This window comes from Sphingomonas sp. 7/4-4 (assembly GCF_027941955.1).
Classification (GTDB): Bacteria; Pseudomonadota; Alphaproteobacteria; order Sphingomonadales; family Sphingomonadaceae; genus Sphingomonas.
This window is the reverse complement of the sequence record NZ_CP115960.1, coordinates 2,865,767-2,888,755: the sequence shown is the minus strand read 5'-3', so window position 1 is coordinate 2,888,755 and position 22,989 is coordinate 2,865,767. Positions and strand designations below refer to the sequence as shown.

General features: G+C 66.4%; 21 protein-coding genes, 1 tRNA gene and 5 pseudogenes. 13 read left to right on the top strand and 14 right to left on the bottom strand.

All coding sequences use genetic code 11. The features are described from left to right. Positions 1 to 13 precede the first annotated feature (13 nt). The 4 genes from PIB19_RS14605 to PIB19_RS14590 all read right to left on the bottom strand — a co-directional run bounded on the left by PIB19_RS14605 (position 14) and on the right by PIB19_RS14590 (position 2,095). Positions 14 to 622, bottom strand: a complete 609-nt coding sequence (locus PIB19_RS14605) for a GGDEF domain-containing protein (RefSeq protein ID WP_271237953.1) — start codon at positions 620 to 622, stop codon at positions 14 to 16. Continuing rightward, the gene (locus tag PIB19_RS14600; protein ID WP_271237952.1) at positions 619 to 870 is read right to left on the bottom strand and encodes a hypothetical protein; all 252 of its coding nucleotides are present in this window, start codon (positions 868 to 870) and stop codon (positions 619 to 621) included. The genes PIB19_RS14605 and PIB19_RS14600 overlap by 4 nt, the downstream gene beginning before the upstream one ends. 95 nt (positions 871 to 965) lie before the next feature. Further along, on the bottom strand, positions 966 to 1,823 hold the full coding sequence (locus tag PIB19_RS14595) for an alanine racemase (RefSeq protein WP_271237951.1): 858 nt from the start codon (positions 1,821 to 1,823) through the stop codon (positions 966 to 968). Continuing rightward, the gene (locus tag PIB19_RS14590) at positions 1,772 to 2,095 is read right to left on the bottom strand and encodes a hypothetical protein (RefSeq protein ID WP_271237950.1); all 324 of its coding nucleotides are present in this window, start codon (positions 2,093 to 2,095) and stop codon (positions 1,772 to 1,774) included. The genes PIB19_RS14595 and PIB19_RS14590 overlap by 52 nt, the downstream gene beginning before the upstream one ends. 59 nt (positions 2,096 to 2,154) lie before the next feature. Between PIB19_RS14590 and PIB19_RS14585 the strand changes: the two are divergent. From PIB19_RS14585 to PIB19_RS14545, 9 genes and pseudogenes are all read left to right on the top strand, one after another. Next, positions 2,155 to 3,949, top strand: a pseudogene (locus PIB19_RS14585) (aminopeptidase P family protein). 308 nt (positions 3,950 to 4,257) lie between these two features. Next, a tRNA-Thr gene (locus tag PIB19_RS14580) sits at positions 4,258 to 4,332 on the top strand. 173 nt (positions 4,333 to 4,505) lie between these two features. Then, complete coding sequence (locus tag PIB19_RS14575) at positions 4,506 to 5,618, top strand: S-(hydroxymethyl)glutathione dehydrogenase/class III alcohol dehydrogenase (RefSeq protein ID WP_271237949.1); 1,113 nt, start codon at positions 4,506 to 4,508, stop codon at positions 5,616 to 5,618. A gap of 16 nt (positions 5,619 to 5,634) precedes the next feature. Then, the gene (locus PIB19_RS14570) at positions 5,635 to 6,033 is read left to right on the top strand and encodes a VOC family protein (RefSeq protein WP_271237948.1); all 399 of its coding nucleotides are present in this window, start codon (positions 5,635 to 5,637) and stop codon (positions 6,031 to 6,033) included. After that, the gene (locus PIB19_RS14565) at positions 6,015 to 6,386 is read left to right on the top strand and encodes a cupin domain-containing protein (protein WP_271237947.1); all 372 of its coding nucleotides are present in this window, start codon (positions 6,015 to 6,017) and stop codon (positions 6,384 to 6,386) included. The genes PIB19_RS14570 and PIB19_RS14565 overlap by 19 nt, the downstream gene beginning before the upstream one ends. Next, on the top strand, positions 6,386 to 7,219 hold the full coding sequence (fghA, locus tag PIB19_RS14560; protein ID WP_271237946.1) for an S-formylglutathione hydrolase: 834 nt from the start codon (positions 6,386 to 6,388) through the stop codon (positions 7,217 to 7,219). The genes PIB19_RS14565 and fghA overlap by 1 nt, the downstream gene beginning before the upstream one ends. Beyond that, positions 7,216 to 8,441 (top strand): annotated as a pseudogene (locus PIB19_RS14555) (NAD(P)/FAD-dependent oxidoreductase). The gene fghA and the pseudogene PIB19_RS14555 overlap by 4 nt, the downstream one beginning before the upstream one ends. Before the next feature lie 34 nt (positions 8,442 to 8,475). Continuing rightward, entirely contained in the window at positions 8,476 to 9,351 is an 876-nt protein-coding gene (locus PIB19_RS14550) for a TraB/GumN family protein (RefSeq protein ID WP_336297152.1), read from the top strand. After that, positions 9,351 to 9,827 carry a DUF1440 domain-containing protein gene (locus PIB19_RS14545; protein WP_271237944.1) on the top strand — a complete coding sequence of 159 codons (477 nt, stop codon included), beginning with the start codon at positions 9,351 to 9,353 and terminating at the stop codon, positions 9,825 to 9,827. Before PIB19_RS14550 ends, PIB19_RS14545 begins: the two co-directional genes overlap by 1 nt. Here the strand turns inward: PIB19_RS14545 and PIB19_RS14540 are convergent. The 5 genes and pseudogenes from PIB19_RS14540 to PIB19_RS14520 form a co-directional block, all read right to left on the bottom strand. Continuing rightward, positions 9,824 to 10,588: an exonuclease domain-containing protein gene (locus PIB19_RS14540; protein ID WP_271237943.1), complete on the bottom strand. Its 765-nt coding sequence runs from the start codon at positions 10,586 to 10,588 to the stop codon at positions 9,824 to 9,826. The two genes, PIB19_RS14545 and PIB19_RS14540, sit on opposite strands and share 4 nt — an antisense overlap. A 59-nt stretch (positions 10,589 to 10,647) precedes the next feature. After that, positions 10,648 to 10,827 carry a hypothetical protein gene (locus tag PIB19_RS14535; protein ID WP_271237942.1) on the bottom strand — a complete coding sequence of 60 codons (180 nt, stop codon included), beginning with the start codon at positions 10,825 to 10,827 and terminating at the stop codon, positions 10,648 to 10,650. Between the two features lie 74 nt (positions 10,828 to 10,901). Continuing rightward, positions 10,902 to 12,295 (bottom strand): annotated as a pseudogene (pgmG, locus tag PIB19_RS14530) (phosphoglucomutase/phosphomannomutase PgmG). Between the two features lie 415 nt (positions 12,296 to 12,710). Beyond that, positions 12,711 to 12,923 (bottom strand): J domain-containing protein, encoded by a 213-nt coding sequence (locus tag PIB19_RS14525; RefSeq protein WP_336297151.1) that lies wholly within the window; start codon positions 12,921 to 12,923, stop codon positions 12,711 to 12,713. Beyond that, positions 12,923 to 13,696: a division plane positioning ATPase MipZ gene (locus tag PIB19_RS14520; protein ID WP_443018621.1), complete on the bottom strand. Its 774-nt coding sequence runs from the start codon at positions 13,694 to 13,696 to the stop codon at positions 12,923 to 12,925. Before PIB19_RS14520 ends, PIB19_RS14525 begins: the two co-directional genes overlap by 1 nt. Positions 13,697 to 13,796: 100 nt before the next feature. Between PIB19_RS14520 and panC the strand changes: the two genes are divergently transcribed. Both panC and PIB19_RS14510 read left to right on the top strand, forming a co-directional pair. Further along, the gene (gene panC / locus PIB19_RS14515) at positions 13,797 to 14,645 is read left to right on the top strand and encodes a pantoate--beta-alanine ligase (RefSeq protein ID WP_271237940.1); all 849 of its coding nucleotides are present in this window, start codon (positions 13,797 to 13,799) and stop codon (positions 14,643 to 14,645) included. 74 nt (positions 14,646 to 14,719) lie between these two features. Beyond that, positions 14,720 to 15,016, top strand: a complete 297-nt coding sequence (locus PIB19_RS14510; protein WP_271240994.1) for a hypothetical protein — start codon at positions 14,720 to 14,722, stop codon at positions 15,014 to 15,016. Positions 15,017 to 15,053: 37 nt separating this feature from the next. On the opposite strand, the gene topA is transcribed toward PIB19_RS14510, so the two are convergent. From topA to plsY, 4 genes are all read right to left on the bottom strand, one after another. Next, on the bottom strand, positions 15,054 to 17,579 hold the full coding sequence (topA, locus tag PIB19_RS14505) for a type I DNA topoisomerase (RefSeq protein ID WP_271237939.1): 2,526 nt from the start codon (positions 17,577 to 17,579) through the stop codon (positions 15,054 to 15,056). Between the two features lie 170 nt (positions 17,580 to 17,749). Continuing rightward, positions 17,750 to 18,652, bottom strand: coding sequence for a glutathione-dependent disulfide-bond oxidoreductase (gene yghU, locus PIB19_RS14500; RefSeq protein ID WP_271237938.1), 903 nt, complete (start codon positions 18,650 to 18,652; stop codon positions 17,750 to 17,752). 92 nt (positions 18,653 to 18,744) lie between these two features. Further along, on the bottom strand, positions 18,745 to 19,824 hold the full coding sequence (gene dprA, locus PIB19_RS14495) for a DNA-processing protein DprA (protein WP_271237937.1): 1,080 nt from the start codon (positions 19,822 to 19,824) through the stop codon (positions 18,745 to 18,747). Further along, on the bottom strand, positions 19,817 to 20,401 hold the full coding sequence (gene plsY, locus PIB19_RS14490) for a glycerol-3-phosphate 1-O-acyltransferase PlsY (RefSeq protein WP_271240993.1): 585 nt from the start codon (positions 20,399 to 20,401) through the stop codon (positions 19,817 to 19,819). Before plsY ends, dprA begins: the two co-directional genes overlap by 8 nt. A 114-nt stretch (positions 20,402 to 20,515) precedes the next feature. On the opposite strand from plsY, the pseudogene murI reads away from it, so the two are divergent. Then, positions 20,516 to 21,311: pseudogene (gene murI / locus PIB19_RS14485) on the top strand (glutamate racemase). Here the strand turns inward: murI and PIB19_RS14480 are convergent. Continuing rightward, a complete protein-coding gene (locus PIB19_RS14480; RefSeq protein WP_271237936.1) occupies positions 21,308 to 21,472 on the bottom strand; it encodes a hypothetical protein in 165 nt (54 codons plus the stop codon). The pseudogene murI and the gene PIB19_RS14480 overlap by 4 nt on opposite strands. A 272-nt stretch (positions 21,473 to 21,744) precedes the next feature. Here PIB19_RS14480 and hemA point away from each other — a divergent pair. Beyond that, positions 21,745 to 22,988, top strand: a pseudogene (gene hemA, locus PIB19_RS14475) (5-aminolevulinate synthase). Position 22,989 lies beyond the last annotated feature (1 nt).

Below are 22,989 nucleotides of genomic sequence, written 5' to 3'. Positions count from 1 at the left end.
CTTATCGCGCCGTTCAGGCGAGCGGCAACAATATCTGTCCGGGGCGGCTCGCGCAGGCGACGCGGGCCCGGCCTGCGCGTTTCGCCTCGTGGAGCGCCTTCTCCGCGCCGAGGACCGTCGCGTCGATCGCCTCGCCGCCGAAACGGCAGACTCCGGCGGAGAAGGTCAGCGCCTCTCCGTCGAGCACGATCAGCGGATTGGCGATCAGCCGCCGGGTCACCCGGCCCAGCACGCCCGCGGCTTCGTCTTCGGTGGCGCCGCGGAACAGGACCGCGAATTCCTCGCCGTCCCAGCGCGCAACCAGATCGCCGCGGCGCAGCTCGGACGAGAGCCGTCCCGCGAAATCGCGCAGCACGCGGTCGCCGACTTCGTGCCCGAACTGATCGTTGATCTGGCGGAACCGGTCGAGATCGATCAGCGCAACCGTGCCGCGCCGCTCGGCGGGCAGGAAATCTTCGATATCGGCCAGGAAGCCGCGGCGGTTGCGCGCTCCGGTGAGCAGGTCTTCCTTCGCCGCGAGATCGAGTTCGCGCCGGCGGTTCTCGGCGGCACTCGCCGGGCGATTGACCCCGGCGAGAAGGGCGCCGATCGGATCCTCGTTGCGTTGCGGCAGCGGCGTCACCGAGGCGCGCCGTTCCTGCGCCAGGGAAGCCCCGCCAGCACCGCGCCCGATCCGAACAATGCGATTGCCGTGCCCATCAGGCTCGCCAGCGTCAGTGCCACGAACGGACCCGGCGCTACGCCGTCGGTCGCCACGCTCCCGCCGAGCCAGACGAGCAACGGCAGGTTCGTCGCCGCGGCGCAGACCGCGGCCAGCCGCAATCGAAGGGCGCGGGGAAACGCGGGCGAAGTGGCGAAATAAAAGCGCATGGATCCCTTCACGCTCGTGGCTGCAGCGATCCTCTCTCCATCATGGCCGTCAAAATATTCGAAACGGTAAAGCTTAACGCAGGCGAATCATCCGCTCAGGTCGATCGGCCGCGCGCAGTCACCGGCCAGCTCCCGGTCACCATGTCGCCGTCGAGCACATGGTAAAGGTCGTAGAGATTGACCGTCGGATCGCAGTGCGGCGGCATCAGCGTCACGCGCGCGCCGAGTCCGGGGAGCCCGTCGCCGAGCAAGGCGCCGTGCTCGTCGCCGGTAAAGGCGTAGCGCGTCCCTTCCGGCGCGCCACCGAGCACCACCGGCACACCGGCATCGGTCGCGAAGGCCTTCAGCCCAGCATCGATCGTCACCATCCCCGGCGTGTTGGCGCTCACCACCGTGGCGTCGACGAACAAAGCCGGCTCGAAATCCGGCCCGGCCAGCTCGCAATCCAGATATTCGCGATCGAGGAAGATGTACGATCCTACCTGAAGCTCGGTGAACACCCCCAGCGAAGCGTCGATTGCGAAAGTGCCCGTGCCGCCGCCGGTCACCACCGGGATGGCGAATCCGGCATCGGCCAGCGCGCCCAGCACGCCGCGCAGATAGTCGGTCCGCTCGACGATCGCGGCGCGCCGCTCGGCGAGGCTCCGGATGTGCTGATGCGAGCCGCAATAATATTGCACGCCGCCCAGCTTCAGCGTGCCCGTCGCAGCGATCGCCCGCGCCAGCGCGACGGCCGCTTCCGCCGAAGTCACGCCGGTGCGGTGGCTCCCCGGATCCAGATCGATGAACACGGTGAGCCCCTCCACCGCGCCGAGCGCCCGCGCATTGCCGGGATGGTCGACCACCACCGACAGCGCGATCTGCTCGTTGAGCGCCGCCAGCCTCCCGATCGCCGCCGGAGTCACCACCGGCGAGGTGAGATGGATATTCCCCACGCCGTCCGCGGCCAGCACCTCGGCCTCGCCGAGCTTGGCGCAGCAGATCCCGCCGCGCCCGCCGCGATCTGCCGCCGCGCGATCTCGCCGCTCTTGTGCGTCTTGGCGTGTGGCCGGAGCGTGATGCCCTGCGCCTCGGCAAAGGCCGCCATCGCGGCGATGTTGCGCTCCAGCGCGGCGCGATCGATCAGTAAGGCGGGCGTGGGCAGGTCGCGGCGGGGGAGGGCGTGGTCATGCGCCAGGGCATAGCGCTTCCCAATCGCGATTCCATCGGCCAAACGGTCGGGCAATCAGCCGCTCGACTCGCGCGCGTCCGAAGTCCGCGGCATCCGATGTTCGAGGAACCGCCATGTCCAGCTACGCCGATCGCCTCTCCGCCCTTCGCGAGCAATTGAAGCGCGACCGCCTCGACGGCTTCGTCGTGCCGCTCACCGACGAGCACATGTCCGAATATGTCGGCGCTTATGCCCAGCGCCTCGCCTGGCTGACCGGTTTTCAGGGCAGCGCCGGCAGCGCGGTGGTGCTGTCGAGCGAAGCGGCGATCTTCACCGACGGGCGCTACACGCTGCAGGTCCGCCAGCAGGTCTCGGCCGATCAGTGGCAATATGTCTCGGTGCCCGGCACCAGCATGGCCTCGTGGTTGGGCGAACACGCCCCTGATGGCGGCCGCATCGGCTACGACGCCTGGCTGCACACGCGCGCCTGGGTCGAGGAAGCGAAGAAGGCGCTCGCCGAAAAAGGTGCCGAGCTGGTTGCGGTGGACACCAATCCGGTCGATTCGGTCTGGCCCGATCGCCCCGCGCCCTCGGATGCGACGCTGAGCGTGCAGGACGATGCCGCCGCTGGCCGCACCTCGGCCGCCAAGCGCGCCGAGATCGCCGAGTGGCTTTCCGCGCGCAAGGCCGACGCGGTGGTGCTCTCCGCGCTCGATTCGATCGCCTGGGCGTTCAACGTCCGCGGCAACGACGTCAGCCACACGCCGGTCGCGCTCGCTTATGCCATCGTCAATGCGGACGGCACCGCCGACCTGTTCGTGAGCCCCGAAAAGATCACCGACGCCGTCCGCCAGCATCTCGGCAACGCGATCCGGTTGCATGACCGCGCCGCCTTCGCTCCCGCGCTCAAGGGGTTCGCCGGCAAGCGCGTCGCCGCCGATCCCGAGCGCGCGGTCGCCGCGATCTTCGATTCGCTCGACGCGGGCGGCGCGAAGATCCTCAGCCTGCGCGACCCGGTCGTCCTCGCCAAGGCGCTCAAGAATCCTGCCGAGATAGCCGGCCACAAGTCCGCGCAGGCCCGCGACGGCGCCGCCCTGGTCCGCTTCCTCAAATGGTTCGAGGAAACCGCGCCCGCCGGCCAGCTCACCGAAATGTCGGCCGCCGACAAGCTCCGCGAATTCCGCGACCAGACCGGCGTGCTCAAGGACCTCAGCTTCGATACCATCTCCGCCACCGGCCCCAACGGCGCGATCCCGCACTACAAGGTCACCGACGAATCGAGCCTGCCGATCGAATCCGGCCAGCTCTACCTCGTCGATTCGGGCGGCCAATATGCTGACGGCACCACCGATGTGACGCGCGTCATGCCCGTCGGGGAGCCGACTCCGAGATGAAGGATCGCTTCACCCGCGTGCTCAAGGGCCATATCGGCATTGCAACGGCAATCTTCCCCAAGGCACCACCGGTGCCCAGCTCGACAGCTTCGCCCGCGCGCCGCTCTGGGAAGTCGGGATGGATTACGGCCATGGCACCGGCCACGGCGTCGGCGCCTATCTCTCGGTGCACGAGGGCCCGCAGCGCATCGCACAGCCTTTCTATCCCGGCGGCCAGAGCCTCGAGCCGCTGCGCGCGGGCATGTTCCTCTCGAACGAGCCCGGTTATTACAAGGCCGGCGAATACGGCATCCGCATCGAGAATCTGGTGCTGGTGACCGAGGCCTCGATCCCCGGCGCCGAGCAGCCGATGCTGAGCTTCGAGACGCTCACTTTCGCGCCGATCGAGCGCACGCTGATCGCGCCGTCGCTGTTAACCTCAAAGGAACTTCAGTGGCTTAATGCCTATCACGCGCGGGTGCTCGAAGTGGTTGGCCCGCAGCTGGTTGAGGATGAACGGCAATGGTTGGAAGCGAAGGTCGCGCCAATCGGATGATGTGGTTCCTGGCGGGCGCCGTCACCATGGCGATGTACATGAAGGGTCCGCACGCGATCGTGGACAAGGCCTATGACTTCGCTGCGTTCGCCGCTGCCTGGGTGAATTCGCTCTGAGGCGCAGGTTCGGCGTGCTGCTCGCGCGCCTGTGCCTTGCGTTTCCGCAGATTCGCCCTCAGCGCCTCGGCGAGTCGCGCCTTCTTCTCTGCATCGTTCATGCGGACAGTCGATAAACCGGTCTGCTTCGGGTTGACAATCGGTCGGCCCCAAGCACATAGGCCCCTCCCGCCCGGTCCCGGACCGGCGAGTGCTGCCGTAGCTCAGTGGTAGAGCGCATCCTTGGTAAGGCTGAGGTCGTGAGTTCAATCCTCACCGGCAGCACCATTTTTCCTTCTTGCAATGTAGGATAATCTCCGCTTCCCCTGCGGGGAGCGGTGACGCGCCGGCTGCGCAATATTGTTGCGAGATCCATTGCGTTTTCGCCAAGTGAGTCAATTTAAGCGCCTTGCCAGCGTCTCTCGCATCTTCGATCAGGCGCGGAAGCAAGGAGATTGCCGATGAAGACCCGCGCCGCCGTCGCGTTCGAGGCGAAACAGCCGCTCGAGATCGTCGAGCTCGATCTCGAAGGGCCGAAGGCCGGCGAAGTGCTGGTCGAGATCATGGCCACCGGCATCTGCCACACCGATGCCTATACACTCGACGGGCTCGACAGCGAGGGACTGTTCCCCAGCGTGCTCGGCCATGAAGGCGCCGGCGTGGTCCGCGAAGTGGGGGCAGGCGTCACCAGCGTGAAGCCCGGCGACCACGTCATCCCGCTCTACACCCCCGAATGCCGCCAGTGTAAGTCGTGCCTCAGTGGCAAGACCAACCTGTGCACCGCGATCCGCGCCACGCAGGGCAAGGGACTGATGCCTGACGGCACCTCGCGGTTCAGCTACAAGGGCCAGACCATCTTCCATTACATGGGCTGCTCGACCTTCTCGAATTTCGCCGTGCTGCCCGAAATCGCGGTGGCGAAGATCCGCAAGGACGCGCCGTTCCAGACCAGCTGCTATATCGGCTGCGGCGTCACCACCGGGGTCGGCGCGGTGGTCAACACCGCCAAGGTCCAGGTCGGCGACAACATCGTCGTGTTCGGCCTCGGCGGGATCGGGCTCAACGTGCTGCAAGGCGCGAGGATGGCGGGTGCGAACCGGATCATCGGCGTCGACATCAATCCGGACCGCGAGGAATGGGGCCGCAAATTCGGCATGACCGACTTCATCGATGGGCGCGGCAAGTCGCGCGAAGCGACGATCGCCGAGATTCTCGCGCTCACCGATGGCGGCGCCGACTTCACCTTCGATTGCACCGGCAACACCGAAGTGATGCGCACTGCGCTGGAGGCGTGTCACCGCGGCTGGGGCACCAGCATCATCATCGGTGTGGCCGAAGCGGGCAAGGAGATCGCCACACGCCCGTTCCAGCTCGTCACCGGGCGCAACTGGCGCGGCACAGCGTTCGGCGGTGCCAAGGGGCGGACGGATGTGCCCAAGATCGTCGACTGGTACATGAACGGCAAGATCCAGATCGACCCGATGATCACCCACGTCCTCACGCTGGACGAGATCAACAGGGGCTTCGATCTGATGCATGCCGGCGAGAGCATCCGCAGCGTCGTGGTATATTAGGCAAAGGGGACGGCACATGTTCAGCCATATCATGGTCGGCAGCAACGATATCGCCCGATCCAAGGTCTTTTACGACGCCGTGCTCGGCACGCTCGGCGTCGGTGAACCGTATCGCCATGTGAACGCTACCGGCAAGGTCCGGCTGTTCTATCGGCATGACGGCGGCAGCTTCTGCATCAGCGAGCCGATCGATGGCGAGCCCGCGACCTGCGCCAATGGCGCGACGATCGGCTTCAAGTGCAGCTCACCCGAGCAGGCGGCGGCATTCCACGCGGCGGGTGTCGCGCATGGCGGCACCGCTATCGAGGATCCGCCGGGCGTGCGCGAGGGCGGCTCGCTGGGATCGATGTACCTCGCTTATTTGCGCGATCCCGATGGCAACAAGCTCTGTGCCCTATGGCGCGTGCCGGCATGAACGGCGCCGTCAACCTGGCGGAGAAGTTCGCCACTTTCTCCGAGCATTGGGCGCCGCGGATCGTCGCGACCTATAACGACAACGACATCCGCATCGTGAAGGTCGCGGGCGAGTTCGTCTGGCACAAGCATGACGAAACCGACGATTTCTTCCTCGTCCTCGACGGCGTCCTCGATATCGAGTTGCGCGACCGTATTGTGACGGTGGGTCCCGGCGAATTGTTCGTCGTCCCGCGCGGCGTCGAGCATCGTCCGGTCGCGCGCCACGGCGAGGTTCGGATGATCGTGATCGAGCCCGCCGGCACCGACAATACCGGCGACTCCGCGACCGCAACGCGCGCCGTGGCGATCTGATGGAGACCGTCTCCACCAACAAATCGCACGGGGGCGTGCAGGGCGTGTATCGCCACGCCTCGCTGGCCACCGGCACCGACATGACCTTCTCGGTCTATGTCCCGCCGCACGAAGCGGGCGCGAAGCTGCCGGTGCTCTGGTATCTCTCCGGGCTCACCTGCACCCACGCCAACGTCACCGACAAGGGCGAGTATCGCCGCGCCTGTGCCGAGAACGGCGTGATCTTCGTTGCCCCCGATACCTCGCCGCGCGGCGAGGGCGTCGCCGATGATCCCGCTTATGATTTCGGCCAGAGCGCGGGCTTCTATGTCGACGCGACTCAGGCGCCCTGGGCCTCGCATTTCCACATGCGTGCCTATGTCGAGCAGGAGCTGCCCGCGCTGATCGCCGCCGAATTCCCCGCCGACATGGCACGGCAGGGCATCACCGGCCATTCGATGGGTGGCCATGGCGCGCTCACCGTCGCGCTCCGCAACCCCGATCGCTTCCGCAGCGTCTCCGCCTTCGCTCCGATCGTCGCGCCCAGCGTCGTACCCTGGGGCGAAAAGGCGCTCGCCGGCTATCTCGGCGAGGATCGCGACGGCTGGCGCCCGTACGATGCCTGCGCGCTGATCCTCGACGGCGCGCGCGTGCCCGAATTGCTCGTCGATGTCGGCGATGCCGACCAGTTTCTCCACGAACAGCTCCGCCCTGAACTGCTCCGCACGGCGTGCGACGCCGCGGGCATTCCGCTGACGCTGCGCATTCAGCCGGGCTATGATCACAGCTATTATTTCGTCTCCAGTTTCCTGGCCGAACATGTCGCCTGGCACGCCGAGCGGCTGCGCGCATGAGCCGCTACGATGTCCTGATCGTCGGTGCGGGCCATGCCGGCGCGCAGGCCGCGATCGCGCTGCGCCAGAACAAGTTCTCGGGCTCGATCGGCCTGCTCGGCGACGAGCCCGAGCTTCCCTATGAGCGCCCGCCGCTCTCCAAGGAATATCTCGCCGGCGACAAATCGTTCGAGCGGCTGCTGATCCGCAATGCTGCCTTCTGGCAAGAGCGCGAGGTGACGATGCTCGCCGGGCGTTCGGTGGTGCGAGTCGACCCGGTCGGCCACAGCGTGACCACCATGGATGGAGAGACGATCGGCTATGGCAGCCTGATCTGGGCCGCAGGCGGCAAGCCCCGCCGGCTCGCCTGCGCGGGGGCGACCTTGTCGGCGTCCACACCGTTCGCACCCGCGTTGATGTCGACCGGATGATTGCCGAATTGCCCGACGTGCGTCGCGTGGCGGTGATCGGCGGCGGCTATATCGGTCTCGAGGCCGCGGCGGTGCTGACCAAGCTCGGGCGGCAAGTCACAGTGCTCGAAGCACAGGACCGCGTCCTTGCCCGCGTCGCCGGCGAACCGCTCTCGCGCTTCTTCGAGGACGAGCATCGCGCGCATGGCGTCGAATTGCGGCTCGGCGTCTCGGTCGATGCCATACTCGGCGAAGACCGTGTCACCGGTGTTCAGCTGGCCGGCGGCGAAACCGTGCCTGCCGAAATGGCAATCGTGGGCATCGGCATCGAACCGGCGGTCGCACCGCTGCTCGATGCAGGCGCGAACGGTGGAAACGGCGTCGCGATCGACGATCAATGCCGCACGTCGCTGCCCGACGTGTTCGCGGTGGGCGATTGCGCGCTCCATGCCAATCGTTTCGCCGGGGATCGCCTGATCCGGCTCGAATCGGTCCAGAACGCCAACGATCAGGCGACCGTCGCCGCGAAGACGATTCTCGGGATCGATGCGAGTTATGATGCCGTCCCATGGTTCTGGTCGAACCAGTACGACCTCAAGCTCCAGACCGTCGGTATCTCCACGGGGTACGACGCGGCAGTAGTGCGCGGCGATCCGGCGACGCGGAGCTTCTCGGTGATCTATCTGCGCGCGGGCCGCGTCATCGCGCTCGACTGCGTCAACGCCACGAAGGATTATGTTCAGGGACGCAAGCTAGTCCTCGAGGCCGCGACGATCGATCCGGCGCGGCTGGCCGATCCGGCCACGCCGCTCAAGGATTTGCCGAGCAGTTGAATAATCGAAAGTCTCACGTCGGAGTATGAACCAGATGCTGAAGCAGACCCTCGCCGCGCTCGCGCTGCTCTTCGCCCCCGCGGTCCAGGCGCAGGCGGTCAAGGACGCCGATCCCGCTTTGTGGGTGGTCAAGGACGCCGACACCACCATCTATCTGTTCGGCACCGTCCACGTCCTCAAGCCCGGCCTCAGCTGGTTCGACGAGGCCGTGAAGGCGGCGTTCGACAAGAGCGACGAACTGGTGCTCGAGATGCTCGAGCCCGACACCGCGACGATGCAGGGCCTGATCATGAAGACCGCGCTCAATCCTGCGGGCCCGACGCTCACCGAGAAGCTCCCCGCCGACAAGCGCGAAGCCTATGCCAAGGCGATGACCGATGTCGGCGTTCCGGCCGCGGCGCTGGATCGTTTCGATCCGTGGTTCGCCGCGGTGACGCTGAGCCTCGCCGGTCTCCCCAAGCTCGGCTATGATCCGGAGAGCGGCGCGGAGCGCACGCTCACCACTGCCGCCAAGGCCGCCAACAAGCGGATCGTCGGGCTGGAGACCGCGGAGCAGCAGCTCGGCTATTTCGATAATCTGCCCGAACCGCTCCAGGTCAAATTCCTCGTCTCCACTGTCGACGATTATCCGAAAATGGCGGCCGAGCTCGACAAGATGATCGCGAGCTGGTCGGCCGGCGATCCCGAGACGCTGGGCAAGACGATGAACGAGGAGCTGGCCGACACGCCCGAGCTCGCCAAGGTGCTGCTCGCCGATCGCAATGCGCGCTGGGCCGACTGGATCGAAGCGCGCCTGCAGAAGCCGGGCACCGTGTTCGTCGCAGTGGGCGCAGGGCATCTCGCGGGTGCCGAGAGCGTCCAGGTGCAGCTCGCGAAGCACAAGCTCACCGCCACGCGCGTCGCTTATTGATGGCGCGCCCGCGACCCTTTGTCGGATTGCTCGCCGGCGTCGCCGCCGGGCTGGTCGCGTCGGCGGCGATGGCGGTGTTCCAGGCGCAGGCGCAGAAGCTGCTGCCGGATCCGGGCGAGGGCGATCCGGCTACCGTCAAGGCCGCGGATGTGGCGAGCGAGGCGGTGATCGGCGATCCCGTCCCCGAGCCGTATCGTGAGCCGGCCGGACAGATGGTCCATTATGTCGCCGGCGCGGTGATCGGCGGCATCTACGGCGTGCTCACCGAATATCGGCCCGAAGCGCGCTCGGGCTTCGGCGGCGCCTATGGCATCGCGACGGCGGCGTTGCTCGACGAGGCGGCGGTGCCGGCGGTGGGACTGGCGCCTGCGCCGGAGGATACGCCGCTCGCCGCCCACGCTTACGGCGCGGCGTCGCATCTCGTTTATGGCTGGGTGCTCGAAGGCATCCGGGCGCTGATCGCCGGGCGGCGCTAGAGCAGCAAATCCTGGGTCGCCGAGTTGCGGCCCACGGAGCCCCCGCCGGTGCGGCGGATATGCTCCTGCTGCGCGGTGTGGCGGACATCGACGTCGCGGTCGTTGAGAAATACGGCCAGCGATTCGTCGTCGATCTCGCTCCATTCCTTGCCGCGGTCGGGGCCGTAGCGGACGCGCGGCAGCAGCCCCGGCTCCTTCGACCATTGGATCAGCTGCTCGACACTGGCCTCGTTGAGCATGTCGCGCAGATGGAACGCAGTCACATAGGCATCGGGAAATGCGCGGTGCGCGGGCAGGCCGCGCTCGTGCACCAGCCCCTCGGGCTTGCGCCAGTAACGCAGCATCTGGTTCGAGAAGCCCGGCGAGCTCGGCCAGAGCCGCATCGCGCACTTCCAGGTGCAGATCCAGTCGTTCCCGCGGGTCAGCGATGCAGTGCAGAATTGCTGCTCGAAATCGGCACGATGCGCGGCGAGCGCCACGCGGCGCGGCCACGGATCGAGCACCGGGCGAGCGACGTCATGCCACCACGGCGCGTCGGCGACGTCCTCGTCGCGGATATGGTGGACCGCCATGGTCAGCGGCGGGATCTGCCGGCCCGGATTGACCATCCGGCTGCCGCCTTCGCCCTCGATCTCCCAGCGGCCGTCGCGCTGGAGCGCGACGTCCTGCCAGCCGATCTCGCACACGCCATGCGCAGGCGGTGCCTGGCCGGTGGTTTCGAGATCGATGACGCGAATGATGGAAGGGGCGGGTGAGGCCATGCGCGCCTAGGTGGGGCGGAAGTGTGCGAAATGCCAGCCGAAACTTGCAGTTGCCGGGGTCAATGCCGGATTCGCGGCCGCTCGCCTGACGACGGAGCATCCCGCGCGGTCCGCGCCTTGCATCTCTGCAAAAGGTGCTCGGCGCGCTCGGACAATTGCTTGGTAGCCTCGATGCTCTCGCGCAGTCCGGCCTGCGCGTTCTCGATTTCAGCGATGTCGTTGATGTTTTTGTCAGTCACAACCCGATCCCACTCAGGCGGATAAACCCTTGATCCAAATCAAGGGTTCCACCCGCCCGAACGGTTCGACGTATTTAGTGGGCGGCTTGCGGACCGCGCTCGAGGCCGCTCGCGGCGAGCTGGGCGTCGATCATCGCCATCAGCCGGTCGAGCCCCTCCTGGCTCTTCGCCTCGGCGCGCGCGACGAGCACGTCCTGCGTGTTCGATGCACGGAGGAGCCACCAGCCATCAGGCGTATTCACCCGCGCGCCGTCGGTGCGGTTGACGTCGGCGCCCTCGGCCTCGAGCCGATCGAGCACTTCGTCGATCACTGCGAATTTGCGCGATTCGTCGACTTGGAAGCGCATCTCCGGCGTATTGACCATCGCCGGCATCTCGTCCTTGAGCTGGGTCAGCGACTTGCCGATCACATGCACCGCCTGGATCAGCCGCAGGGCGGCATATTGCGCATCGTCGAAGCCGTAATAATTGTGCGCGAAGAAGATGTGACCGCTCATCTCGCCCGCAAGCGGCGCGCCGGTCTCCTTCATCTTGGTCTTGATCAGGCTATGGCCGGTCTTCCACATCAGCGGCACGCCGCCCAATTCGGCGACGCGGTCGTACAGCGCCTGGCTCGCCTTGACGTCGGCGATGATCGTCGCGCCGGGGACCTCGCGCAGCACAGGTTCGGCCAGAATGGATAGAAGCTGATCGCCCCAGACGACGCGGCCCTGCCCGTCGATCGCGCCCAGCCGGTCGCCGTCGCCGTCGAAGGCCAGTCCGAAATCGAGGTTCTTCTCCGCGACAAGCCGCTTCAGGTCCGCGAGGTTCTTCTCGTCGGTAGGATCGGGATGATGGTTGGGGAAATGACCGTCCACTTCGGTGAACAACGTGTGGTGCTCACCCGGCAGCAGCTTGACCAGCTTCTCGATCACCGGGCCGGCGGCGCCGTTGCCCGTATCCCATCCGACGCGATAGGCGCCGCCGGCATAGCCCGCCATCAGGCGCCCGACATAATCGTCGAGGATGTCATAGTCGCTGACACTGCCTTCGTCGCCGGGCTCGACCGATTCCCAATCGCCCTCGGCGGCCATCCGGCCGAGTTTCTGAATGTCCTCGCCGAAGAACGGCAGATGCTGGAACACCATCTTGAAGCCGTTGTAATTGCCGGGATTATGGCTGCCGGTTATCTGGATGCCGCCATCCACCTCCAGCGTGGCTTCGGCATAATATAGCATCGGCGTGGGCCCCAGGCCGATTCGCACCACGTCGCAGCCCGATGCGGTCAGCCCCTCGACCAGCGCCGCCTCGAGTTCGGGCGACGAGACGCGGCCGTCGCGGCCCACCGCCACACGGTGCCCGCCGGCGCGGCGGAGCAGGGTTGCGAAACCGCGCCCGATCGCGCGTGCGTCGTCGGGGCCAAGCGCTTCCCCACGATCCCGCGAATGTCGTATTCGCGCAGCGAAGTGGGGTCGAAACGGTGCGTCATGATGCCTCCGGGAAAGGGTGTTGCCGGCCTAGGGCCTGTACTCAGTACCCGCAATGGCCAGGATCGTCCGGAGACGGGCGCTGGCAAGGAAGCTCGCGCAGCGCGGGCTGGCGGCCCGTGCAAGTGCGCTGACGCAGTCCAGCGTTCGTCTCCGGGCGACCGCAAGCGGCGGGCGGAGTTTGGCGCCGGGCGGCGTCATTCGTCGGTCACGATGGCATCGCATCGCTCCCTCCTCATTTCTTGCCCAGCGCCAAACTCCGCTCCGTCATGGCCGTTGCGGGTACTGAGTACAGGCCCCAAACCGCGAGCGCCGCGAAAGTTCAATTGCCGCAGCGCAACAAGACCGAAGCGGCGGTCTGTGTCTGCTATGCGCTACGGCGAAGCAGTGTATCACGCGCGGCATTGATGCGCCGCGTCAATTCGGCCGAACCCCTTTGTCGGGATGCACGGCGCTCACCAATCGGCGATGCGCACTGCGGATCGCCTCTTCGTCGGCATTGGCGCTCACGCCGAGGATCGCGCGCGCCTCGTCCTGCGGCATTCTGGGCGCGCGGGGCTTGGGCCGCGGCTTGAGGAACAGATAATAGACCGCCGCGATGATCAGCGCGGCGAGGAGCGCCTTGGTCATCAGGCGAACAGCGGCATTGCGGCTTCGGGAAGCGCAAGCCCCGCCATCATCTCGCGCAGTTCCTGCCGCGCGGCGACGTGGCTGAGGCCCATCTCGCCGAACTCGCGGCTGTCGAGCATCGTCAGCCCCTGCGGGAACAATTCACGATAGATCACCCGCTCGGACAGTCCCGAGATCACGCGGAAGCCGACGCGCTTCGAAAGCTGGTCGATCGCCTCGGAGACGCGGCGCATGTTGCGCGCCTCGATGTGCTGCATGCGGTTGCGCAGGACCACCCAGTCGATCGTCTCGCCATCGGCCTTGGCGCGGCGCTTGCGCGATTCCCAGATCAGTTCGGAATAGAAGCTCGGCCGAGTGACCTTGTAGGTGTCGGGGTCGACATGGCCGATCAGGTCGAAATCGACGAAGCTGTCGTTCATCGGCGTGACCAGCGTGTCGGCATTGGTGACGGCGATGCGCGCGAACTTGTCGTCGCGGCCGGGCGTGTCGATCACGAGGAAGTCGGCGTCGGCGCCGAGCCGCTCGAGCGTCTCGCCGAAATAGTCCATGCTCTCGCCGTCATGCGTCTCATAGACCGGCGTCGGCAGGTCGCGGCCGGTGCGCTTCACCGTCGCGAGGCGGTTGTCGAGATAGCGGCCCATCGTGCGTTGGCGGTGGTCCAAGTCGAAGCATGCGACCCGCGCGCCCTTGGCGGACAGGGCGATCGCAGCGTGAACCGCAGTCGTCGACTTGCCGGTGCCGCCCTTCTCATTGGCAAAAACGAGCACGTGCAAGCGCTTAGCTCCGTCGGTCAAGCCCACAACTTCCTTTATTGATCCAGCCGCCCCAGCCCCATAGAAGGCCGCGCTCCTGTCTTATCGAAAGTGTCCAAGCGTGCAAACCGTCCGTCAGCTCGATCTCCTGCGGGAGGCGATCGCCACATGGCGCGCCGCCGGAGAGCGCGTCGCGCTGGTGCCGACCATGGGCGCGCTGCATGACGGGCATATGGCGCTGGTCGAGGCCGCGAAGCGGGCGGGCGGGCGCGTCGTCGTGTCGATCTTCGTCAATCCCAAGCAGTTCGGTCCGAACGAGGACCTGGCCAAATATCCGCGCAAGGAACTGGCGGATTCCCGAATGCTGGCGGCGGCGGGAGTCGACCTGCTGTGGATGCCACCGGCGGAGGTGATGTATCCCGAGGGCTTCGCGACCAACATTTCGGTGCGCGGCGTCAGCGACGTGCTCGACGGCGCGCATCGCCCGGGCCATTTCGACGGGGTGGCGACGGTGGTGACCAAGCTGTTCAATCAGGTGCACCCGGATATCGCCTTGTTCGGCGAGAAGGACTGGCAGCAGCTCGCAGTGATCCGCCGGATGGTCGTGGACCTCGATCTCGACATCGAGATCCAGGGCGTGCTGACTCAGCGCGAGGATGACGGGCTCGCGCTGTCGTCACGCAACGTCTATCTGGTGCCCGAGGATCGCGCCCGCGCCGTGGCGCTGCCGCGCGCGCTGGGCATCGCCGAACGCGCGATCGCCAAGGGCGGCGATCCCGAGGCCGCGTTGGCGCAGGCGCGCGAGATGCTGACCGCCGCGGGGTTCGAGATCGACTATGTGACGCTCGCCGATGCCGAGACTTTGGGCGATCCGGTCGAGGGCCAGCCGATGCGCCTGCTCGCCGCTGCACGGATCGGCGGTACGCGGTTGATCGACAATATCCCGGTGAATACGAACGAATACGGTTAACCCCGTTAACCTTTTGTTTTCCGCTTACCTGCCAATCCTTGCAAACGTTGGGATAAGCAATGGGGTGGGCAGCAATGGGCAACAGTCTCAAGAGCGCACGTTTCCTCGTCGAAAGTCGTCTGCACGACGCCGCGCGCGGCGACGCAAAGGCCTGTTTCGATTTGGGTATCGTCTATTCGAGCGGCGCCGAGGGAATCGACGTCGATCTCGTCGAGGCGCATAAGTGGTTCAACATCGCCGCCGTCTCGGGCAGCGAGCGCGCGCAGGAATGCCGTGCCGAGATCGCCGAGGACATGACCGCGCGCGAGATCATCGAGGCGCAAAAGGCGGCGCGCGCATGGCTGCGCGGGCTGGAGATGCGGGCGGCCTGATTGCCGCCTGAGATCCCGGCTTTCGCCGGGAGGACGGTTACTTCTTCGCCGCTGCCTTTTTGGGCGCTGCCTTCTTCTTCGGCGCGGCCTTTTTCTTCCCCTTGCCCTTGGCGGGCCCCGCTGCGGCGCGCGCGTCGATCAATTGCGCGGCCTCCTCGAGCGTCAGCTGGTCCTTGTCGATCGACTTGGGCAAGGTCGCATTGGTCTCGCCATCGGTGACATAGGCGCCGTAGCGCCCTTCCATCAGCTTGATCTCGGCCTCGGTGCGCGGATGCTTGCCGAGCACCTTCAGCGGCTCGCGTGATGCGCCGCGCGCCGGGCGGCCACCATTGGCGGCGGCTTCGGCGAGCTTCACCACCGCGGCGTTCATGCCTGTCTCGAACACTTCGGCGGTCGATTGGAGCCGGGCGTATTTGCCGTCATGCGCGAGATACGGCCCATAGCGCCCGATCGACGCGGTGATCGGATTCCCGGTCTCGGGATGGTTGCCGATCGTGCGCGGCAGCTTCAGTAGCTTCAGCGCCCATTCGAGGTCGAGATCGACGTCCTTCGGGATCGAGGCGCGCGCGGCCTCCTTGCCTTCGCCGAGCTGGATGTACGGACCGAAACGCCCCGACTTGCGCTCGACGTTGAGCCCGGTCTCGGGATCCTGGCCCAGCACTTCAGGGCCCGAATCCTCGCCGCCCTCGCCGCCCGGCTGACCGAAGCGGCGGGTGAATTTGCATTCGGGATAGTTCGAGCACGCCACGAAAGCGCCGAACTTGCCGCCGCGCAACGCGAGTCGGCCGTTTCCGCAGTTCGGGCACAGCCGTGGGTCGCTGCCGTCGGCCTTGGCCGGGAAGAGATAGGGTTCGAGGAACAGGTCTAGCGCGGCAGTGACCTCGCTCGGCTTCTGCTCCATCACTTCGCTGGTGCGCGGCTTGAAGTCCTTCCAGAAGGATTCGAGCACCGCTTGCCATTCGGCGCGGCCGCCGGAGACGTCGTCGAGCTCTTCCTCCAGTTCGGCGGTGAAATCATAGCCGACATATTTCTCGAAGAAGCGTTCGAGGAACGCCGTCACCAGCCGGCCGCTTTCCTCGGCGAAGAAGCGGTTCTTCTCGATCTTTACGTAAGCGCGGTCCTTGAGCGTCTGGATGATCGAGGCATAGGTCGACGGGCGGCCGATGCCGAGTTCCTCCAGCCGCTTGACCAGCGAGGCTTCCGAGAAGCGCGGCGGCGGCTGGGTGAAATGCTGCTCGGCGTTGACTGCCTTCTTGGCGGGGGCATCGCCTGCGGACATGCGCGGCAGGCGGCGCGATTCCTCGTCACCCTCATCGTCGCGGCCTTCCTCGTAGAGCGCGAGATAGCCGGGGAAGAGCACGACCTGGCCGGTGGCGCGCAGGCCGTGCTGGCCGGTGCCGTCCTCGAGATCGATCGTGGTGCGCTCCATGCGCGCCGACGCCATCTGGCTGGCGAGCGCGCGCTTCCAGATCAGGTCGTAGAGGCGGCCGTGATCGCCGCTGCCGGCCTTGTCCTTGGAGAAGTCGGTCGGGCGGATCGCTTCGTGCGCTTCCTGCGCGTTCTTGGCCTTCGCGGTGTACTGGCGCGGCTTGTCGGGAACGTACGACCCGTCATAGCGCGTCGCGATCGCCTTGCGCGCTTCCTGGATCGCGCCGCCATCCATCTGGACGCCGTCGGTACGCATATAGGTGATCGCGCCGTCCTCGTAGAGGCCCTGCGCGATCCGCATCGTGTGGCTCGCCGAGAAGCCGAGCTTGCGCGCCGCCTCCTGCTGGAGCGTCGAAGTGGTGAAGGGCGGCGGCGGATTGCGCATCGCCGGCTTCGTCTCGACCGAGGCGACCGAGAAGCGGCCTTCCTCGACAGCCTTTTTCGCGGCGAGCGCGGTACCTTCGTCGCCGATCGACAGGCGATCGAGCTTATCGCCCTTATATTTGACGAGGCGCGTCAGGAACGACGTGCCGTCCTGCTCCATATCGGCAGTGACCGACCAATATTCCTGGGGGCGGAAGCTTTCGATCTCGCGCTCGCGATCGACGATGATGCGCAGCGCGACCGACTGGACGCGGCCGGCCGACTTGGCGCCGGGAAGCTTGCGCCACAGCACCGGCGAGAGCGTGAAGCCGACGAGATAATCGAGCGCGCGGCGGGCGCGATAAGCGTCGATCAGGTCGGTATCGAGTTCGCGCGGCGCTTTCATCGCCTCGAGGATCGCCGGCTTGGTGATCGCGTTGAAAGTGACGCGCTCGACTTCCTTCGGAAGCGCCTTCTTGTTCCGCAGCACTTCCTGGACGTGCCAGCTGATCGCCTCGCCTTCGCGATCGGGGTCGGTCGCGAGGATCAAGCGGTCGGCGGTCTTGGCGAGATCGGTGATCGCCTTGAGCTGCTTCGACTTGTCGGCATAGGTCTCCCAATCCATCGCGAACCCCTCATCGGGGTTCACCGATCCGTCGCGCGCCGGCAGGTCGCGGACATGGCCATAGGAGGCGAGGACGCGGTAATCCTTGCCGAGATACTTCTCGATGGTCTTCGCCTTGGCGGGCGATTCTACGATGACAAGCTGCATGGGGGTTAAGCGTTCCTCACGTGTACGCGTGTAAGGTGGGGAGGTTGGACCGACCCCGTCAAGCCGGGGAACGGCATGCCGGCTGGCAAGTTCTGGCTTCATGCTGAAGAAGCGGACCCAAGTCTGCGCAACCCTCTCCCGATGGGAGAGGGAATGAGTGTCGATACGCCTTAGGTCGCAGCCGCCTTCATCCGCGCGCGGATCACGTCGATGTCGGCGGCGGTGTGGCGCTCGGCGAGGCGGAACTCCTCGGGGCCCGAGCCGCGATTGACCAGCCGGCCGCGCTGCACCGGCTCGCGTGCGGCGACTTCCTCGGCCCAGCGGTTGAAATGCCTGTACTCGGCAGTGTTCAGGAACTCGGCCGCACCGGTATAGCCGTCGCCGCGCGCCACGCCGCCATACCAGGGCCAGACCGCCATGTCGGCGATCGTATAGTCGTCGCCTGCCAGATAGCGGTGCTCGGCCAGATGGGTATCGAGCACGTGGTACTGACGCTTCGCTTCCATCGCATAGCGATTGATCGCATATTCGATCTTGAACGGCGCATAGACGTAGAAATGGCCGAAACCGCCGCCGAGGAACGGCGCGGAGCCCATCTGCCACATCAGCCAGCTCAACGTCGCGGCGCGCTTCGCCGGATCGGTGGGGAGGAAGGCGCCGAACTTCTCGGCGAGATAGATCAGGATCGCGCCGCTCTCGAACACGCTGAGCGCGGGATCGACCGAGCGATCGACCAGAGCGGGGATTTTCGAATTGGGATTGATCGCAACGAAGCCGCTGCCGAATTGATCGCCTTCGCCTATGTCGATCTTCCATGCGTCATATTCGGCCCCTGCGTGGCCGGCGGCGAGCAGCTCCTCGAGCAGGATCGTCACCTTCTGCCCGTTGGGCGTGCCGAGCGAATAGAGCTGGATCGAATGCTTGCCGACCGGCAGTTCCTTGTCGTGCGTCGCACCCGAAACCGGCCGGTTGATATTGGCGAACTGGCCGCCACTGGGCTGCTCCCACGTCCAGACCTTGGGAGGCACATACCCGGCAGGCTGGTTGCTGGCGGGGTCGGGGGCATCGGCCATGTGAAGTCTCCCTGGAAAGCAGGACCATCGGTGGTGACGATGTAGGCGTCGGCCACCGACCTGCCAGACCGGTGGGTGATGGTTTTGGTTTATTAGATCAAACTCGTTCTGCCTCCGGCATGACGTTCGAGCCGCCCGGCGAGCTCGAGTTCGAGCAGCACCGTCTGTACCAGGGCTGGCGCGAGGCCGGACTGGCGGACCAGCTCGTCGACCGCGACCGGAACGGGGCCGAGCAGTTCCGTGATCCTGCGGCGATCGGCGTCGCTGGCGTCGAGCGGGGGCGGGCCGCCGAACGGATGTGCGGGCGAGCGGACCGCGCGCGCGTCGATCGGGCGGAGCATCTCGAGGATGTCGTCGACCGATTGCACCAGAGTCGCGCCTTCACGGATCAGCAGGTTGCAGCCCTGCGCGCGCGGATCGAGCGGCGAGCCGGGGACCGCCATGACCTCGCGCCCGGCCTCGGCGGCGATCCGCGCGGTGATCAGGCTGCCCGAACGTGGCGCGGCCTCGACCACCACGGTGCCGAGCGCGAGGCCGGCGATGATGCGATTGCGCGAGGGGAAGAAACGGGCGAGCGGCTCGGTGCCGGGCGGCTGCTCGGCGATCAGGAGCCCTTCGCGGGCGACGCGCTCCTGGAGTTCGGCATTTTCGGGCGGAAAGGCGATGTCGATCCCGCTGGCGATCACGCCCACCGTTCCGGCCTGGAGCGATCCGACATGCGCGGCGGTATCGATTCCGCGGGCGAGGCCGGAGACGATCGTCGCGCCCGCCTCGCTCAAACCGATCGCGAGCTGGCGTGCGAAACGGCAGGCGGCGGCCGAGGCGTTGCGCGCGCCCACCATGGCGACGCACGTGCGGTCGAGCAGGTCGAGCCTGCCGCGCAGGATCAGCGCAGGCGGGGCGCTCTCCAGCTCCGCGAGCAGCGCCGGGTAGCCGGGGTCGTCGAGGAACAGATAGCGGGCGCCGAGCTTCTCGACCGCGGCGATTTCGCGCCGGACGGATGCGAGGTCCGCGATCCTCGGGACGCGCCCGCCGCCACGCGCGGCGAGCATCGGCAGCGCTTCAAGCGCCATTTCGGCGGTGCCGAAGCGCGCGATGAGCTGACGCCAGGTTATCGGGCCGATATTCGCCGAGCGCAGCAGCCGCAGCCGCGCTTCGCGGCTGTCAGTCACGCTTCTTGCCGATGCGTGGCTCGGTGCCGCTCAACAGCCGATCGATATTGTCGCGGTGCTTCCACAGCACGACCAGCGCGAGCGCTAGGAACAACAATACCAAGTCGATGCGCCCCCAGAAGGCGGCGCTGACGGGCGCGCTGATCGCAGCGGTGATCCCGGCTAGTGACGAGATGCGCAACGCCGCGAGCAAGCCCAGCCACACCGCGGCATAGACCATCCCGGAGGGCCAATGCAGCGCGACGACGATCCCCATCAATGTGGCGACGCCTTTGCCGCCCCTGAAACGCAGCCAGACCGGATAGCAATGGCCGAAAAAGGCGCCCAGCCCGGCGAGCACGCCGGTTCCGGGGAACAGCCGTTCGGCGAGCAAAACCGCCGCCGCACCCTTGGCCAGATCGAGCAGCAAAGTCGCCGCCGCCAGACCCTTGCGTCCGGTGCGCAGCACGTTGGTGGCGCCGATATTGCCCGAGCCGATCTGGCGCAGATCGCCCGCGCCAGCCATGCGCGTGAGCAGCACGCCGAACGGAATCGAGCCCAGCAGATAGCCGAGCAGGATCGCGGCAGCAGGAGGCATCCAGATTATTTCGGTCGGCAACGGCTTCCCCTGATGTTGCCAACATAATCGCTGTCCGGCACGGCGCAACCGCGGCGTGGTTGACGCGCGCCGGGCGGCAAGCCATTCGCGGGCATGGCCGATCGCCGCCCGATCCTGTTCTTCGATTCCGGCGTGGGCGGGCTTTCGGTGCTGGCGCCGACCGCGAAACTGTTGCCCCGCGCGCCGCTCGTCTATGTCGCCGATTCGGCCGGATTTCCTTATGGCACCCGCAGCGAGGCGGAGATTGCCGCGCGCGTGCCCGCGCTGCTGGGGCGGCTGGCGGAGCGCTACGATCCGCGACTGATCGTGATCGCGTGCAACACCGCCTCGACGATCGCGCTCCAGCATGTCCGTGCCGCGCTCGACGTGCCGATTGTGGGCACCGTCCCCGCGATCAAGCCGGCCGCCGAAATGAGCCGCACCCGCGTCATCGGCGTGCTCGGCACCGAGGCGACGGTGCGCCAGCCCTATGTCGCGGATCTCGCCGCGCGCTTCGCCGCCGATTGCATCGTGCTCCGCCACGGTTCTGCCGATCTGGTCGAAATGGCCGAGGCAGCGTTGGGCGGAGAGCGGCCTTCATTGGCTTCGGTGCGTGCCGCGCTCGATGGCCTCCTGACGCAGGATCGCGGCGATGAGATCGATGTGATCGTCAACGCCTGCACCCATTTTCCGCTGCTGGAGGACGAGCTGGTCGCCGCCACCGGGGGAACATCCGCTTTATCGACGGCGGCCCGGAATCGCGCGGCGCGTCGCGCATTTGACCGAGGGACAGCAATGGCCGGAGGCCTCTGGGCCCGGCCGCGCCGTCTTCACTGCGAGGAATGCGCGTACCGGAAAGCTCGCGCCCGCGCTGGCGCGTTTCGGCCTGACCGAAATCGAGGGGCTCTAGGCCTGCACCGCTCCCAACGACGCAGGGCTCTGCGCCAGGGTCAAATAACGCTCCGCCAGTTCGAGATGGACTCGCCGCGCGGTCGTGTCGTCGGCGCGCGCGGCCCGCTCGCGCTCCTGCCGTTCGCGCTGCTGGTAATATTCAAGATCTCGGCTGTTCATATTGCCGCTCCGTTGCACAAGCGGGAGCACGAACTGTCTCTCTGCCGCGGGCTCGCTTGAAGCTTCGAGTCGCCCACGATGTTCGAATCCCTATCATTTCGCAGGGCGTCCTGTGCTGATCCGGATCAGGATTCGGGCTTTACGCGGTGATTCTCGAACTTTTCTATCGCTTCGGCCCTCGAAGCGGCATGGCGACTGCGCATGGTCCATGCGATATTCGCTTGTGCCGGATGGCTGGAAATGCACGGATTTTGGGGGTAGGGAGCAGGCCCATGCACACGAAGGACAGCCCTGCACCCGCCATCGACTATTCGCGGGTCTTCAACCAGGCGATCGATCGCCTGCACGCCGAGGGCCGCTACCGCGTGTTCATCGACGTCCTGCGCAACAAGGGCGCCTATCCCAATGCGCGCTGCTTCGCGGGCCATAACGGCCCCAAGCCGATCGTCGTGTGGTGCTCGAACGATTATCTGGCGATGGGCCAGCATCCCAAGGTGATCGCGGCGATGGAGGAAGCTCTCCATGATGTCGGCGCCGGATCGGGCGGCACGCGCAACATCGGCGGCAATACCCATTACCATATCGAGCTGGAGCGCGAGCTGGCCGATTTGCACGGCAAGGAAGGCGCTTTGCTCTTCACGTCGGGCTATGTCTCGAACGAGGCGACGCTCTCGACGCTCGCCAGGCTGATGCCGGGCTGCATCGTCTATTCGGACGAATTGAACCACGCGTCGATGATCGCCGGCATCCGCAATTCGGGCTGCGAGAAGCGGGTGTTCCGCCACAATGATCTCGCGCATCTCGAGGAGCTGCTCGCCGCCGACGATCCCGGCGCGCCCAAGCTGATCGCATTCGAGAGCGTCTATTCGATGGACGCCGATATCGCGCCGATCGCCGCGATCTGCGACCTCGCCGACAAGTATAACGCGCTGACCTATCTCGACGAGGTCCATGCCGTGGGCATGTACGGCGCGCGCGGCGGCGGCATCTCCGAGCGCGACGGCGTGGCGGAGCGGATCACGATCATCGAGGGCACGCTGGGCAAGGCTTTCGGCGTGATGGGCGGATACATCGCTGCCGATCAGGTGATCGTCGACGTGATCCGCAGCTATGCGCCGGGCTTCATCTTCACCACCTCGCTGTCGCCTGTCCTCGTCGCGGGGGCGCTGGCGAGCGTGAAGCACCTCAAGCAATCGACTGTCGAGCGCGAAGGGCAGCAGGAATCAGCCGCGAAGCTCAAGGCGTTGATGACCGATGCCGGGCTGCCGGTACTTCCTCGACCACGCACATCGTGCCGCTGATGGTCGGCGATCCGGTCAAGGCGAAGAAGATCAGCGACGTGCTGCTCGCCGAATACGGCGTCTACGTCCAGCCGATCAATTACCCCACGGTGCCGCGTGGCACCGAGCGGCTGCGCTTCACCCCCGGCCCCGCGCATGACGAGGCGATGATGCGCGAGCTCACGCAAGCGCTGGTCGAGATATGGGGCCGCTTGGAACTCCGGCTCGCGGCCTGAA

Coding starts and splice junctions, on each gene's coding strand:
- PIB19_RS14480 (WP_271237936.1), bottom strand. CDS start 21,472: ATGAACAGCCGAGATCTTGAATATTACCAGCAGCGCGAACGGCAGGAG.
- yghU (WP_271237938.1), bottom strand. CDS start 18,652: ATGGCCGATGCCCCCGACCCCGCCAGCAACCAGCCTGCCGGGTATGTG.
- topA (WP_271237939.1), bottom strand. CDS start 17,579: ATGCAGCTTGTCATCGTAGAATCGCCCGCCAAGGCGAAGACCATCGAG.
- PIB19_RS14540 (WP_271237943.1), bottom strand. CDS start 10,588: ATGGCCTCACCCGCCCCTTCCATCATTCGCGTCATCGATCTCGAAACC.
- plsY (WP_271240993.1), bottom strand. CDS start 20,401: ATGCCTCCTGCTGCCGCGATCCTGCTCGGCTATCTGCTGGGCTCGATT.
- PIB19_RS14575 (WP_271237949.1), top strand. CDS start 4,506: ATGAAGACCCGCGCCGCCGTCGCGTTCGAGGCGAAACAGCCGCTCGAG.
- PIB19_RS14565 (WP_271237947.1), top strand. CDS start 6,015: ATGGCGCGTGCCGGCATGAACGGCGCCGTCAACCTGGCGGAGAAGTTC.
- PIB19_RS14570 (WP_271237948.1), top strand. CDS start 5,635: ATGTTCAGCCATATCATGGTCGGCAGCAACGATATCGCCCGATCCAAG.
- PIB19_RS14550 (WP_336297152.1), top strand. CDS start 8,476: ATGCTGAAGCAGACCCTCGCCGCGCTCGCGCTGCTCTTCGCCCCCGCG.
- fghA (WP_271237946.1), top strand. CDS start 6,386: ATGGAGACCGTCTCCACCAACAAATCGCACGGGGGCGTGCAGGGCGTG.
- PIB19_RS14510 (WP_271240994.1), top strand. CDS start 14,720: ATGGGCAACAGTCTCAAGAGCGCACGTTTCCTCGTCGAAAGTCGTCTG.
- PIB19_RS14600 (WP_271237952.1), bottom strand. CDS start 870: ATGCGCTTTTATTTCGCCACTTCGCCCGCGTTTCCCCGCGCCCTTCGA.
- PIB19_RS14545 (WP_271237944.1), top strand. CDS start 9,351: ATGGCGCGCCCGCGACCCTTTGTCGGATTGCTCGCCGGCGTCGCCGCC.
- PIB19_RS14525 (WP_336297151.1), bottom strand. CDS start 12,923: ATGACCAAGGCGCTCCTCGCCGCGCTGATCATCGCGGCGGTCTATTAT.